Here is a 14,630-nt window from a genome sequence, read left to right as displayed (position 1 = left end):
GTGGAACAGGGGAGTCGATACGTTAATCGCTCCCCATGGGTTTATGCTTCGCAATCGCATTCCTGAATCGCATCGACAATCATCTGGTACCCAGTACAACGGCATAAATTACCCGCCAGGCCCTGGCGAATTTGTAGCACCGTCATAGGCTGGCTACGCGGTTTTGCCAGTAACGCGCTGGCTGCCATGATAAACCCAGGCGTGCAAAATCCACATTGCACGGCACCGCTATTGGCAAAAACTTGCTGAAGGCGAGAGGGTTGCCCATTCACATATTCACCTTCCACGGTACGAATAGTTTTACCCTGCGCCCACACAGCCAGATAAAGGCAGCTATCAATGGCGACACCGTCCACCAGTACCGTACAGGCTCCGCATTCACCTACACAGCAACCCTGCTTAATGCTGAGGAAACCTTGTGCGCGTAGCACATCGGATAACGGCATCGCGGGGGAGACACTCAATTGATAGTTGGCGCCGTTAATCTGGCAGTTGATGGTTTTGCTATTCATTGCGATGTCGCTATTCATTAATAGTCCCTCCAGCTTGTTTCACTGCCTGCTCGATAACGCGTTTTGCTAGTGTACTAATCAGATGTAAACGGAAAGATTTTTCAGCACGCCAGGAGGTTCTCGGTGACACATCTTTGGTGACCGCTTCCGCGATAGCCGCCAGGGTTTGTTGTGTTAACGGTTGCCCAAGTGCTGCTTGTTCGGCATGAGTACAACGTACCGGAGTGGGTGCGGCTACCCCGAAGGCCAGTTTGATTTCCTTGAAGTGACCTGCGTCTAATTCACACAGCGCACTACAGCCAATCGTTGAAATGTCCATGGCGTCGCGCATCGCATATTTGAAACTCGCCGCACCTTTGTTACGGTAATTTTCTGGCTTGAAATGGAATGCTACCAGCAACTCACCTGCGGATAATGCCACTTTTCCAGGCCCGGTGTGAAAACCGTTTATCGAGGTAAAGCGGGTGCCCTGTGGTGTGGCAATTTCCAGCTCGGCATCGTAAATAAGCGACGGGCAGGCTGAGTCTGCACTGGTTGCACCATTGCAAATATTACCGCCGTAGGTGGCGACATTACGGATTTGTGGCCCTGCAATGACTGCGGCGGATGACGCTAGCGCCGGCAGATGTTGTTGTACTAGCGGGTGGTCAATGAGTTCGTTAAATGTGGTGCCTGAACCGATGCGAATATGGCCGGTGTTGTTGCAGGTCACGCCGCGCAATTCAGGGAGATCGTGAATATCCACGATACGGCGAAAACGCGGGTTAAGATGATGGAGTTGAATCAATACATCCGTTCCGCCTGCGAGCAAGCGGGCTTGGTCGTCTTCCATCAGCAGAGCTACTGCGTGTGCTACGCTATCGGCATGATGGTAACTTTCAATGTCATACATAGCATTATCCTTTTATCAGCCCGGCATCGACAAACTCCTGAAACAGACGTTTGGGCGTGAGGGGAAGCGTGTTGATGGCAACACCCGTCGCCATGCGTACGGCATTACGAATGGCCGCTGCAGGGGAGATAATCGGCGGTTCACCCAACGCTTTGTGGCCATAAGCCGACTGCGGTTCGTCAGTATCAACAAAGGCGCATTCCAGCGCTGGCAGGTCAGGCATCGTCGGCATTTTGTAATCCAGCAGGTTAGGGTTACGTACCACACCGCTTTGCTCATCGACGATGAGTTCTTCGAACAGTGCCATGCCAATAGCCATTCCCATACCGCCATGAACCTGCCCTTCAGCGAGCGTAGGGTTAAGAATTCGTCCCGAATCATGCAGATTTAAGATGCGATTGATAGTGACTTTACACAGCGGAATATCGACGGTGACATCGACAAACGTGCAGCCGTATGTTGGTGGGTTGGTCTGGGTTTTAAATGAAGACTCAGCCGAAAGTTGCCCTCCTTGTTCCGGGTGATAGAAAGCATTCATTGCCAGGTCTGCCACGCTCAGAAGCAGGTGTTCAGGTTGCGTTTCCAGCACGATATTGCCGTCAGTGATCGTCAAGTTCATTTCAGGAAGATGCAGCATCAACGAGGCGTGATGGAGGATTTTTTGCCTTAAAATTTGTGCGGCTTCTCGCAATGCAGGGGCAGTGACATAACTTTGGCGTGACGCAAATGCACCGGGGTCAAACGGTGTGATATCCGTGTCCTGGGTGGAAATGGTGTGAACCATTTCGAATGGCATACCTACTGTTTGCGCGACCATTTGCGCAAATACGGTGTCTGCACCTTGCCCGATTTCCGTGGCTCCACTTTGCAGATTGATTATTCCGTCCTGATTAAGCACTAAGCGCACGCTGGCAATTTCAACGCCCACCGGCCAGGTATTGGAGGTATAGCTAAAACAGGCAACGCCTACGCCGCGGCGAACATCTCCCTTGGTTTGCAAACAAGCCGCTTTACGCTCATCCCATCCGAAGCTTTCTCGGCCTTGTTTCAGACACTCAATTAAACCCGCGCTGTAAATTGGCCTGTTGTACAACGTGTTGATATCACCTTCACGGGCGGCATTGAGCAGACGAATATCTACCGGGTCGATGTTTAAGGTGCAAGCGGCATCGTCGAGTAATGATTCAAGCGCAAAGATGACTTGCGGTGCGCCATAGCCACGCATGGCACCTGCAGTAGGAAGGTTGGTATAGGCGGTAGTGGCATGGAAACCATAAGCGCTGCGCGGGTAGAGCCACGAGATTTTACTGCCCGCAGCGACGGCAATGGAATGCCCGTGCGAGGCATAAGCGCCCGTGTTGGACAGTATATCCAGCTGGAAACCCTTTAAGATGCCCTCAGACGAGATGCCTAATTGCGCATCAATATGGAAAGCATGACGGGTACGCGAGGAGAAGAAACATTCTTCACGGCTGATTAACACTTTGACCGGGATGCCGCCAAGTTTCAGCGTCAGAAATGCCGCCATCGGCTCTTCCAGCACATCCTGTTTATTACCAAACCCGCCGCCAATGTAGGGCTTGACCACCCGTACTTTTGACCATGACATATTGAGCGCTTGAGCGGTAATGCGGCGCACGATGTGCGGAATTTGGGTACTGGAAACAATGGTGATACGGCCGGGTTGTTCCATCCATGCAAAGCAGGTGACGCCTTCCATATGGCAGTGCTGCACGATGGGGGTGTTAAAGCTGCCGGAGCATTGGTAATCCGCGGCGTTTATAGCCGCCAACGGGTTGTTCGTTGAGGATTCGCTGCGTTTGAGCAGGTTTCCACCTTCATGAATAGCAGGGGCATCTGCTGCCAGTGCTGCTTTAGGTGAGGTGATAACGGGTAATTCTTCCCAGGTGACAACCACCGTTTCAGCCGCTTTTTCTGCCGTGAGTTCATCACGTGCAACGACGATAGCAACGGCATCGCCGAAATGCCGAACATGTTGGGTGAGTAAGAAGCGATCGGCTACGTCCTGCTTCGCAGGGTCAAGTGTCCAGGCGTGGCCTGCGGTAGCGAAGGGGATTTCAGGTACATCTTGCCAGGTAAAGACGGCGACGACGCCGGGGATTTCTAGCGTTGAGCTGTAATCAATAGCGCGGGCATAACCGTGTGCTATCGGGCTGCGAACGTATTTGGCATAACACATGCCAGCCATCGGCATATCGTCGGTATATCGGGCTTGCCCTGTGACTTTAGCCAGCGCATCAACGCGCAAACAGGGCAATCCTAATGGTGTCTTACCCATTCTTTCTGACATGGTATTGTCTCCATCCTCAGGAATAAGATCATGATTTATTTCAATCTCCTGAGTGAAGCAAGATGTGCGCCAGTCAGCGCCATATGCCATTTCATATCTTCAGAGTGTTATGTTCATCATAAAAAAGGTCTAGGCAGGAGGGGATTGCGTCAGTAAGAGGGGGGATAATTTTTCTCACAATGATATTGGGTGTTCATTATGATAATTGACAGATAAGAGCAAGTGAGGACTGACCTTGATGGCAGTCCCTCACTCAAATTTGATGGGGCTAAATGATGATTTTCTTGCCACCACGACTGACCGTCGTCGCTTGCCCATCGGCACCATAAAGATTCGGTTCCTGATGCGGCTTGAGGATTGCCAGCGCTTGTTCATTACGCGCTAACTGATCCTCTAATAACCAACCGTTGTGCTGGTTAATATCACGTAAATGTTGAGTTTTTTGCGTGATCGTCTGCCAGCGTTGGTTAATATCCGTGCTGGGTGTAGTTTCAGTTTTCTGTGCGGCACGACGCTGCTGCTCAAGATAATCAAGCGTTGCCAGTAATGAGCTTTTATCTTCAGTTACACGTTGCAATGCACTGCCATTGACATGGCCTGCGGATAATTGTTGCTGTTCGGCGTCCATCACCTCTTTAAGAGAGTTGAGAACCACAGTCATTTGATCCATCACTTCTAACAGACGACTCATGCAATTATTTACTCGATATATAGCTTTGAGCTTCCTGGATTAACGCATCGGCGATTTTGCCGGTATCCATTTTCAGTTCACCGTTACGGATAGCCGTTTTGAGTTCTTCAACGCGTTCCATATTGATATCCCCAATGCCTGGCTGAATTAACTTAGCCTGTGCGTCACTGAGTGTCACATTGGTGCTTTTTGGTGTCGTGCTTTTTCCCTGCAGGCTCTTTTGAATCGGAGCTCCAGGAGTTTCACGTGATTGTACTGTACTTACCGGTTTCAAAGGAGACGTGCGATCAATGCTCATTATTTTTTCCTCATCGAGGGGTAATATCTATCATCTGTTAATACACTATCGGCAGTCATCACAAAATCTTTAAAACCTTCTTGAACTCCATCGGAATATTATAAGTTTATCAGAATATTCCCATCAGGGTCGACGACTCCGCTCACTATCTGCCCAGAATTCATTCGTACCCGTGCAGTTTGTGCAACAGCCGCATTGTTCAGTGCCCGGCCTTCACTATTTACGCTGAATCCGTCACCTGCGGCCACGACTTGGACCTGCTGCCCCGCTTTTATTCGCCACGACTGGCGCACCATCGACAATAAAATCGGCTGATTCGGAGCGATATCACGCAGTGTCGTGGCGCTGTTTGCCTGGTTTATGTCCAATATGGTACGCGGAGGGAGTTGATCCAGTCGTCCACGTTTAAGTTGTAGCAGACTTTGGTCGATGACGCTGCCGCGGGGTAAGGCTTGGGTGGCCACCACGTAATTCCCGGTCGCCTGGACTTCTGCCTGAATGTATCGCTTATCGTTACCGCATTTCGCCATCACGCTCACGGTTCCCCACAGGCGGCTATTTCCTGGCATTGAAAAATCAGGTAGTGGGCAGGGCGGTAATTGCGCATCAGGTGTTTTCACTTTCACTGACACATCGTCACTTATCCCCACCAGACGCTGCTGAAAAAACAGGCTCAAAGGTGCATCCAGAATACTGGCCTTTGCCAACGGGCAAGCCAACAAAAGGGCGATTGTGCTCCAGGTTTTCAGACCAGTCATGAAACTTCTCCTTGTTCAGGTGGCAGTAATTTTAACTGCACACCGAAATGATCAAGGCGATAAATAGCGACGCATTTTGTGCCTATTCCAACGATAACGCACACGTAAGGAGCTTTAAGCTGTCGGACAAATCCTAATTATGCGGAGGGTACATGCTAGACAAACTGGATGCCGCGCTGCGATTTCAGCAAGAAGCGATAAATTTGCGCGCCCAGCGTCAGGAAATTCTGGCTGCAAATATCGCCAATGCGGATACCCCGGGCTACCAGGCTCGCGATATTGATTTTGCCAGTGAAATGAAAAAAGTGATGGAAAAGGGTCGTGCTGAAGGCAGCGGTGTTGCGCTTGCGCTCACGTCCGCGCGCCATATCCCTGCGGCAACACACTCAGCACCTTCGCTTGATCTTCTCTACCGCGTTCCTGACCAGCCTTCGATGGATGGTAATACCGTCGATATGGACCGTGAACGTACACAATTTGCCGATAACAGCCTGAAATACCAGTCCGACCTTACGGTTTTGGGCGGCCAAATCAAAGGCATGATGTCGGTGCTGCAGCAATAGGGTGGCTAACAAATGGCTTTACTGAATATTTTTGATATTGCCGGCTCCGCGATGACTGCGCAGTCCAAGCGTATGAACGTGGCGGCGAGTAACCTGGCTAACGCCGATAGTGCAACTGGCCCAGACGGCCAACCTTATCGCGCTAAGCAGGTTATTTTCCAGGTTGATGCAGCCCCAGGTGCTGAAACGGGTGGCGTCAAAGTGACGGGTGTCGAAGAAAGCCAGGCACCGGACAAACTGGTGTTCCAGCCCGGTAACCCGCTGGCTGACGCCAAAGGTTATGTACGGATGCCGAATGTCGATGTGGTGGGTGAGATGGTCAACAGCATGTCGGCATCACGTAGCTATCAGGCCAACGTCGAAGTACTCAACACCGTGAAAAGCATGATGTTGAAAACCCTGACTCTGGGTCAGTAAAGGAGTGACTGATGGGAATCGCCGTTAATATGAATGACACCACGACCAGTGGTGTTAATGCATTATCGGGTAGCAGTAATGTAACAGGTAACAACTCGGCTGACCTGCAAAGTAGTTTTTTGACGCTGCTTGTCGCGCAGCTTAAAAATCAGGATCCCACTAACCCTCTGCAAAACAATGAACTGACCACTCAGCTGGCGCAAATCAGCACCGTCAGTGGCATTGAGAAGCTCAATACTACGCTCGGTTCAGTGTCAGGCCAGTTGACCAACAACCAGTCTGTACAGGCCAGCGCCTTGATTGGTCACGGTGTCATGATCCCTGGTTCGAAAATTTTGGCAGGGAGTGAAGCGACTACACCTTTTGGTGTTGAGTTGCAGCAAGCGGCCGATAAAGTCACTGCGACCGTTACCGACAGTAGCGGCAAAGTGGTACGCACACTCGATATTGGTGCACTCAGCGCAGGCGTCCATACCTTCAACTGGGATGGCAGCATGACGGATGGCACAACCGCACCGGATGGGGCTTACAACGTCGCCATCAATGCCAGTAGCGGCGGTACACAACTGGTTGCTCAGCCGCTGAATTTTGCGTTGGTGAGCGGTGTGACGCTCAGTAACGGTAGTACCTTGCTCGACCTCGGTACTTACGGCACCTCCACACTTGACGATATCAGGCAGATTATTTAAGCCTTCAACCCTTTGCAGGAGTAAGAAATGGCGTTTTCTCAAGCGGTCAGCGGCCTGAATGCTGCGGCCACCAACCTCGACGTAATTGGTAACAACATTGCCAACTCCGCCACCTACGGTTTTAAATCTGGCAGTGTTTCTTTCGCTGATATGTTCGCGGGCTCTAAAGTGGGTCTGGGCGTAAAAGTTGCGGGTATCACTCAGGACTTTAACGACGGTACAACCACCAACACCGGGCGCGGTCTGGATGTGGCGATTAGCCAGAACGGTTTCTTCCGTATGGTTGATACCAACGGTTCTGTTTATTACAGCCGTAATGGTCAGTTTAAATTAGATGAAAACCGCAACCTGGTGAATATGCAGGGTATGCAGTTAACGGGCTACCCGGCAACCGGCACGCCGCCAACGATTCAGGAAGGGGCAAACCCGGTTGGGCTTTCTGTTCCAAATACCCTGATGGCCGCGAAAACCACCACTACCGCATCAATGCAGATCAACCTGAACTCCACTGATGCTACACCGGCAAAAACACCATTTAACGCCGCTGATTCAGATACCTATAACAAAAAAGGTTCTATCACTGTCTTTGACAGCCAGGGTAACGCCCATGATATGAACGTCTTCTTTGTTAAAACCACGACTAACAATACCTGGGATGTTTACACCCAGGACAGCAGCGTGGTGGGTAGTACCGCGCTGAAAGGCAATCCCATGGTGTTCAACAGCAGCGGTATCTTGACCGGTGGCACTACCAACAAATTGATTACCGGGGCGATTAATGGTGCAACGCCAGCAACATTTGACCTCAGCTTCTTGAACTCGATGCAGCAGAACACCGGCTCAAACAACATCGTTGCGGCTAATCAGAATGGCTATAAGCCAGGTGATCTGGTGAGCTACCAGATCAACGATGACGGCACGCTTGTGGGTAACTACTCCAACGAGCAAACCCAGCAGTTAGGCCAGATTGTTCTGTCTAACTTTGCCAACCCGGAAGGTTTAGCTTCTGAGGGTAATAACGTGTGGTCTGCTTCAAGTGCCTCCGGCGTTGCGCTGTTGGGTACTGCAGGGACAGGTAATTTCGGTAGCCTGACCAACGGTGCGCTGGAGTCTTCGAACGTCGATTTGAGTAAAGAACTGGTCAACATGATTGTTGCGCAGCGTAACTACCAGTCGAATGCGCAAACCATCAAAACCCAGGACCAGATCCTCAACACCCTGGTTAACCTGCGCTAAGCACTGACGGAATAGCTTAATGGATCACGCAATTTATACCGCCATGGGTGCGGCCAGTCAGACGCTGAATCAACAAGCGGTGACGGCCAGCAACCTGGCAAATGCTTCAACACCGGGTTTCCGTGCGCAGCTTACGGCATTGCGATCGGTGCCGATCGAGGGGCTTTCTCTGCCGACTCGTACCCTGGTAACGGCTTCAACGCCAGGCGTGGATATGTCGCAAGGGCAGCTTGATTACACCCAACGTCCGCTGGATGTTGCACTGCAACAGGATGGCTGGCTGGCGGTACAAAGTGCTGATGGTACTGAAGCTTATACCCGCAACGGCAATATGCAGGTGAGTCCTGCCGGGCAGTTGACCATCGGCGGGCAACCGGTGATGGGTGATGGTGGCCCGATTGCTGTACCTCAGGGTGCGCAGCTGACTATCGCGGCAGACGGCACCATTTCTGCACTTAACGCGGGTGACCAGCCTAATACCGTGGCACCGATTGGCCGTTTGAAACTGGTGAAAGCCACCGGTCAGGAAGTGGTGCGCGGCGATGATGGCTTTTTCCGTCCGAGTGAAAGTGCTCAGGCGATGCGTGGAGCAACGTTGCAGGCTGATGACAACATCTCATTGATGTCTGGCGTCCTGGAAGGCAGCAACGTTAAACCCGTGGAAGCTATGGCCGACATGATCGCGAACGCCCGTCGTTTTGAAATGCAGATGAAAATTATTTCAAGCGTTGATGAAAACGAACAGCGTGCCAATCAATTGCTGTCGATGACTTGATAATCAGCCGCGACACTAACAGGAATTCAACATGATCAGTTCTTTATGGATCGCTAAAACCGGTCTTGATGCCCAACAAACCAACATGGATGTGATTGCCAACAACCTGGCAAACGTCTCCACCAATGGTTTTAAGCGTCAACGCGCGGTGTTTGAAGACTTGCTGTACCAGACAATTCGTCAGCCTGGTGCGCAATCTTCTGAACAGACCACACTGCCGTCAGGTTTGCAGATTGGTACTGGCGTGCGTCCGGTGGCAACCGAACGCCTGCACAGCCAGGGTAACTTGTCACAAACCAACAACAGCAAAGATGTGGCGATTAAAGGCCAGGGTTTCTTCCAGGTGCAACTGCCCGATGGCACCAGTGCCTATACCCGTGATGGTTCATTCCAGGTGGATCAGAATGGCCAGTTGGTTACCGCAGGCGGCTTCCAGGTGCAACCTGCGATTACCATCCCTGCCAATTCCCTGACCATTACCGTTGGACGAGATGGCATCGTGAGCGTGACTCAACAGGGGCAGGCGCAGCCAGTTCAGGTGGGTCAGCTTAATTTGACCACCTTTATGAATGACACCGGTCTGGAAAGTTTGGGTGAAAACTTGTATGCCGAAACCCAGTCTTCCGGTACGCCAAACGAAAGCACCCCAGGGCTTAACGGCGCGGGCTTGCTGTATCAGGGGTACGTTGAAACCTCTAACGTGAACGTGGCTGAAGAACTGGTGAATATGATCCAGGTTCAGCGCGCATACGAAATCAACAGTAAAGCCGTTTCTACTACTGACCAGATGCTGCAAAAGTTGACGCAGCTGTAAGGCGTTTGCCGGTGTGAGTTTTTCGCACCGGCTGTCGTTATCTGAATGACCTGAAGATGAAAGCAATGCAAAACCCAATGGTTCTTCGTTCTATCGTGATGTTTCTGGTGCTCGCTACAAGTGGCTGCGCATTGATACCAACAAAACCGCTGGTGGAAGGGGTGACAACAGCCCAGCCAGTACCTGGCCCTGCACCGATAGTTAATGGTTCTATTTTCCAGACGGCGCAACCGGTGAACTATGGGTATCAACCACTGTTCGAAGACCGTCGCCCACGGAACGTCGGTGACACCTTGACCATTGTGCTCCAGGAAAATGTCAGTGCCAGTAAGAGTTCGTCGGCTAATGCCAGCCGTGATGGCGAAACAAACTTTGGATTTAACGTAACACCGCGTTATCTCGAAGGACTGTTCGGTAATAACCGTGCGAATCTCGATGTTGAAGGCGGCAACAGTTTCAACGGTAAAGGTGGGGCGAATGCCAGTAACACCTTTAGCGGAACCTTAACCGTGACGGTCGATCAGGTGCTGGCAAACGGCAACTTGCACGTCGTGGGTGAAAAACAGATAGCCATTAATCAGGGCACCGAATTTATTCGTTTCTCCGGTGTGGTGAATCCTCGCACGATCAGTGGCTCCAACACCGTGTCGTCCACACAAGTGGCGGATGCGCGCATTGAATATGTCGGCAACGGCTATATCAACGAAGCGCAGAACATGGGCTGGATGCAACGCTTCTTCCTTAATTTATCACCGATGTAAGCGAGGATAACATGGCCAAATATTTATTCGGATTACTGATGCTGGTGGCAACACTTGCGCAAGCTGACCGCATTCGCGACCTGACAACGGTTCAGGGTGTACGTGAAAACTCCTTGATTGGATATGGCCTGGTGGTCGGTCTTGATGGTACGGGTGACCAGACTACGCAAACGCCTTTTACCACTCAAACCATGAACAACATGCTTTCGCAGTTGGGGATTACGGTTCCTGCGGGCACCAACATGCAGCTTAAAAACGTGGCTGCGGTAATGGTAACGGCGAAATACCCCGCATTTGCACGCTCAGGGCAGAATATCGATGTCGTGGTTTCGTCCATGGGTAACGCCAAAAGCTTGCGTGGTGGCACATTGCTGATGACTCCAATGAAAGGGGTCGACAACCAGGTTTACGCGCTGGCGCAAGGCAATATTCTGGTGGGTGGTGCGGGAGCCTCTTCGGGTGGGAGCAGCGTTCAGGTTAACCAACTTAATGGTGGCCGAATCTCCAATGGTGCGGTGATTGAACGTGAATTAGCGGGTACTTTTGGCTCTGGCAATATCATCGGTCTGCAACTGAACAATGATGATTTCACGCTGGCTCAGCAAATTACTGACACCATTAACCGCTCGCGTGGTTATGGCAGCGCGTCGGCTATTGATGCCCGAACCATCCAAATTCGGGTCCCGACTGGAAACAGCTCGCAAGTCCGTTTACTGGCTGATATTCAGAACCTCGAAGTGAATATGCCAGCGCAGGATGCCAAGGTGATAATCAACTCACGTACCGGTTCGGTGGTGATGAACCAGGAAGTGACGCTGAATACTTGTGCTGTAGCGCAGGGTAACTTGTCAGTCACGGTAAATCGTCAGGCGCAGGTGAGCCAGCCGGATACGCCATTTGGCGGCGGTCAGACCGTGGTGACACCGCAAACGCAAATCGATCTGCGTCAAAATGGCGGGGCGTTGCAACGTGTTAACGCCAGCGCCAATCTCAACACAGTGGTGCGAGCGCTGAATACGTTGGGTGCAACACCAATGGAATTGATGTCGATTTTGCAATCTATGCAAACGGCAGGTTGTTTGCGTGCCAAAGTGGAAATTATCTGATGCTTAACGATACCCAATCACTGGCGAATGCTGCGTGGGATGCTAATTCTCTTAACGAGCTAAAAGCGAAAACCGGGCAAGATCCTAAAGGCAACATGAAGTCGGTTGCCCGCCAGGTGGAAGGGATGTTCGTGCAAATGATGCTCAAAAGCATGCGTGAAGCGCTGCCAAAAGACGGTATGTTTAGCAGCGAACAGACCCGTATGTATACCAGCATCTATGACCAGCAAATTGCGCAACAGCTCAGTGCCAAGGGGCTTGGGCTGGCCGATATGATGGTCGAGCAAATGGGCGGCAATGCCGACCCATTGGAAGATGCGGGTAAGGTGCCGATGAAGTTTGATCTGCAAACGGTGACCAGTTTCCAGAACCAGGCGTTAACGCAAATGGTGCGCCAGGCTATCCCTAAAGCCCCTTCTAACGAAGAGCCGCTCACGGGTGATAGCAAAGACTTCCTGGCGCAGCTTTCGCTTCCGGCCAGACTCGCCAGTGAACAAAGCGGTATTCCTCATCACTTGATTCTGGCGCAAGCGGCGCTTGAATCTGGCTGGGGGCAGCGGCAGATCCTGACTGAAAAAGGTGAGCCGAGCTTTAATCTGTTTGGTGTAAAAGCCAACAGCAGTTGGAAAGGGCCGGTCACTGAAATCACCACCACTGAATATGAAAACGGTGACGCGAAAAAGGTTAAAGCGAAATTCCGCGTTTACAGCTCTTATCTTGAAGCACTTTCTGATTACGTCGCTTTGCTGACGCGAAACCCACGCTACGCCGCAGTGACCAACGCTAATACCGCAGAGCAAGGCGCACAAGCGCTACAGAATGCAGGCTATGCCACTGACCCGAACTATGCCCGCAAACTGACTGGCATGATTCAACAGATGAAAGCGATGGGTGAGAAAGTGGCAAAAGCGTATAGCAATGACTTATCAAATTTGTTCTGAAGCTCGTCATACTTCGAGTTACCGAGGTGTTGGCTACACTCACAAACCCCAGTCACTTACTTGATGTAAGCTCCTGGGGATTTGCTCCCTTACCGCCTGGCTGCAACTCGAATTATTTAGAGCTTGTCCCTCAAGTCCTGCCGGAAACTGCCGATACTTCCTGACAGGAACCGTGATTAATGCGCTAAGGAAATTTCATGTCCAGTAGCCTGATTAACAGTGCCATGAGTGGCCTGGGTGCTGCCCAGGCGGCACTGAATACCGTCAGTAACAACATTTCTAACTACAACGTCACAGGCTATACCCGCCAGACTACCGTTTTATCTCAGTCACAAAGTACGCTGGCTGCGGGGGGATGGATTGGGAACGGTGTGCAAGTCAGCGGTGTGCAACGTGAATATGATGCGTTCATCACTAACCAACTGCGCGCAGCACAAACGCAAAGCAGTGGTCTGAATACCCAGTATCAGCAAATGTCTAAGATAGACAACATGCTGTCTGGAAGCACAAATACCCTCGCCACCACGATGCAAAGCTTCTTTACCGGTCTGCAAACGCTGGTCAGTAACTCTGAAGACCCAGCGGCACGTCAGGCATTACTGGGTAATGCCAGCGGTTTGGTCAACCAGTTTAAGGTGACGGATCAGTATCTACGCGATCAGGATAAGCAGGTGAATACCGCTATCCAGAGCAATGTGGAACAAATCAATAACTACACAAGCCAGATTGCGAATCTGAATAACCAGATTTCACGTCTGACCGGCGTAGGTGCGGGTGCTGCACCTAACGATCTGCTTGATCAGCGTGATCAGTTGGTGAGCGAGCTCAATCAGATTGTCGGTGTTGAAGTTAGCATTCAGGACAGTGGCACTTATAACGTGTCTATCGCCAATGGTTTAACTCTGGTGCAAGGCGACAGAGCCAATAAACTGGCGGCTGTCTCATCCAGCGCTGACCCATCACGTATCACTGTTGCGTATGTCGATCCCGCTTCAGGCACCATAGAAATCCCTGAAAGCCAACTGAACAACGGCACGCTGGGCGGTGTGTTGAATTTCCGTTCTGAGGATTTGGACAGCGCGCGTAATCGCCTGGGGCAATTGGCTCTGGCGTTTGGCGATGCGATGAATCAGCAACATGGTAAAGGTATTGATGCCAATGGTGATGTGGGCGAAGATTTCTTTGCGTACGGTGAGCCGTCGGTATTAAGCAATACTAAAAATGCTTCAGATTCGACAATGCTGAGTGCAAAAGTCACTGACAGCAAAGCGGTACAGTCCAGCGACTACAAAGTGGTATTTAATGATCCTAACTGGCAAATCACGCGACTGTCAGACAATAAGGCATTCTCCCCAACAGTAGACGTCGATGTAAATGGTAACAAAAGCCTGAGTTTCGACGGCTTAAAAATCGACATTAGCGGTACGCCTGCGACGAAGAATGACAGTTTCATCATTAAGCCGGTTTCAGACGTTGTCGTTAATATGAAAGTCCTCATTGCCGATGAAAGTCAACTGGCATTAGCGGGCAATCCCTCCGGTGGCGCTAGCGATAACCGTAATGCTCAGGCACTGTTGGATTTGCAAAGCAGTAACGTTGTCAACGGCAATAAATCGTTTAACGACGCGTATGCAACCCTGGTCAGTGACGTGGGGAATAAAACCAGCACCCTGAAAGTCACCACGACGACGCAAAATAATGTGGTCACACAGCTGAGTAACCAACAGCAGTCAATCTCTGGCGTCAACCTTGACGAAGAGTACGGTAATTTACAGCGTTTCCAACAGTATTACCTGGCGAATGCCCAGGTTCTTCAGACAGCATCAGCTCTGTTTGATGCGTTACTGTCCATCCGTTAATTAAGGA

General features: G+C 51.1%; 16 protein-coding genes. 10 read left to right on the top strand and 6 right to left on the bottom strand.

Translation table 11 applies throughout. The features are described 5' to 3' along the window. Nucleotides 1-41: 41 nt before the first annotated feature. From xdhC to flgA, 6 genes are all read right to left on the bottom strand, one after another. Nucleotides 42-530, bottom strand: a complete 489-nt coding sequence (gene xdhC / locus VJY99_RS08430) for a xanthine dehydrogenase iron sulfur-binding subunit XdhC (protein WP_414641579.1) — start codon at nucleotides 528-530, stop codon at nucleotides 42-44. Then, nucleotides 523-1,404 (bottom strand): xanthine dehydrogenase FAD-binding subunit XdhB, encoded by an 882-nt coding sequence (xdhB, locus tag VJY99_RS08425; RefSeq protein ID WP_324117604.1) that lies wholly within the window; start codon nucleotides 1,402-1,404, stop codon nucleotides 523-525. Before xdhB ends, xdhC begins: the two co-directional genes overlap by 8 nt. 4 nt (nucleotides 1,405-1,408) lie before the next feature. After that, the gene (gene xdhA / locus VJY99_RS08420; RefSeq protein ID WP_414641578.1) at nucleotides 1,409-3,715 is read right to left on the bottom strand and encodes a xanthine dehydrogenase molybdenum-binding subunit XdhA; all 2,307 of its coding nucleotides are present in this window, start codon (nucleotides 3,713-3,715) and stop codon (nucleotides 1,409-1,411) included. Nucleotides 3,716-3,983: 268 nt separating this feature from the next. Then, complete coding sequence (gene flgN, locus VJY99_RS08415) at nucleotides 3,984-4,406, bottom strand: flagella biosynthesis chaperone FlgN (RefSeq protein WP_324117603.1); 423 nt, start codon at nucleotides 4,404-4,406, stop codon at nucleotides 3,984-3,986. A gap of 4 nt (nucleotides 4,407-4,410) precedes the next feature. Beyond that, nucleotides 4,411-4,704 (bottom strand): flagellar biosynthesis anti-sigma factor FlgM, encoded by a 294-nt coding sequence (flgM, locus tag VJY99_RS08410; RefSeq protein WP_324117602.1) that lies wholly within the window; start codon nucleotides 4,702-4,704, stop codon nucleotides 4,411-4,413. A gap of 98 nt (nucleotides 4,705-4,802) precedes the next feature. Beyond that, nucleotides 4,803-5,462, bottom strand: a complete 660-nt coding sequence (gene flgA / locus VJY99_RS08405; RefSeq protein WP_324117601.1) for a flagellar basal body P-ring formation chaperone FlgA — start codon at nucleotides 5,460-5,462, stop codon at nucleotides 4,803-4,805. Nucleotides 5,463-5,614: 152 nt separating this feature from the next. Here flgA and flgB point away from each other — a divergent pair, with 152 nt between their 5' ends. From flgB to flgK, 10 genes are all read left to right on the top strand, one after another. Further along, a complete protein-coding gene (gene flgB, locus VJY99_RS08400; RefSeq protein ID WP_324117600.1) occupies nucleotides 5,615-6,025 on the top strand; it encodes a flagellar basal body rod protein FlgB in 411 nt (136 codons plus the stop codon). Between the two features lie 12 nt (nucleotides 6,026-6,037). Beyond that, a complete protein-coding gene (flgC, locus tag VJY99_RS08395; RefSeq protein WP_121813866.1) occupies nucleotides 6,038-6,442 on the top strand; it encodes a flagellar basal body rod protein FlgC in 405 nt (134 codons plus the stop codon). Between the two features lie 11 nt (nucleotides 6,443-6,453). After that, nucleotides 6,454-7,131: a flagellar hook assembly protein FlgD gene (gene flgD / locus VJY99_RS08390; RefSeq protein ID WP_324117599.1), complete on the top strand. Its 678-nt coding sequence runs from the start codon at nucleotides 6,454-6,456 to the stop codon at nucleotides 7,129-7,131. A 27-nt stretch (nucleotides 7,132-7,158) separates the two neighbouring features. Beyond that, nucleotides 7,159-8,367, top strand: coding sequence for a flagellar hook protein FlgE (gene flgE, locus VJY99_RS08385; protein WP_324117598.1), 1,209 nt, complete (start codon nucleotides 7,159-7,161; stop codon nucleotides 8,365-8,367). A gap of 19 nt (nucleotides 8,368-8,386) precedes the next feature. Further along, on the top strand, nucleotides 8,387-9,142 hold the full coding sequence (locus VJY99_RS08380) for a flagellar basal body rod protein FlgF (RefSeq protein ID WP_324117597.1): 756 nt from the start codon (nucleotides 8,387-8,389) through the stop codon (nucleotides 9,140-9,142). Nucleotides 9,143-9,173: 31 nt separating this feature from the next. Then, nucleotides 9,174-9,956 carry a flagellar basal-body rod protein FlgG gene (gene flgG, locus VJY99_RS08375; protein ID WP_324117596.1) on the top strand — a complete coding sequence of 261 codons (783 nt, stop codon included), beginning with the start codon at nucleotides 9,174-9,176 and terminating at the stop codon, nucleotides 9,954-9,956. A gap of 65 nt (nucleotides 9,957-10,021) precedes the next feature. After that, complete coding sequence (gene flgH, locus VJY99_RS08370) at nucleotides 10,022-10,717, top strand: flagellar basal body L-ring protein FlgH (RefSeq protein ID WP_324117661.1); 696 nt, start codon at nucleotides 10,022-10,024, stop codon at nucleotides 10,715-10,717. Between the two features lie 11 nt (nucleotides 10,718-10,728). After that, nucleotides 10,729-11,823: a flagellar basal body P-ring protein FlgI gene (locus VJY99_RS08365; RefSeq protein WP_324117595.1), complete on the top strand. Its 1,095-nt coding sequence runs from the start codon at nucleotides 10,729-10,731 to the stop codon at nucleotides 11,821-11,823. After that, nucleotides 11,823-12,764: a flagellar assembly peptidoglycan hydrolase FlgJ gene (gene flgJ / locus VJY99_RS08360; protein WP_324117594.1), complete on the top strand. Its 942-nt coding sequence runs from the start codon at nucleotides 11,823-11,825 to the stop codon at nucleotides 12,762-12,764. Before VJY99_RS08365 ends, flgJ begins: the two co-directional genes overlap by 1 nt. Before the next feature lie 197 nt (nucleotides 12,765-12,961). Continuing rightward, nucleotides 12,962-14,623 (top strand): flagellar hook-associated protein FlgK, encoded by a 1,662-nt coding sequence (gene flgK, locus VJY99_RS08355; RefSeq protein WP_324117593.1) that lies wholly within the window; start codon nucleotides 12,962-12,964, stop codon nucleotides 14,621-14,623. Nucleotides 14,624-14,630 lie beyond the last annotated feature (7 nt).

Origin of the sequence: Buttiauxella sp. (genome assembly GCF_035271705.1) — a bacterium.
GTDB lineage: Bacteria > Pseudomonadota > Gammaproteobacteria > Enterobacterales > Enterobacteriaceae > Buttiauxella.
The sequence above is the reverse complement of the archived record's forward strand: the minus strand, read 5'-3'. Positions and strand labels throughout refer to the sequence as shown.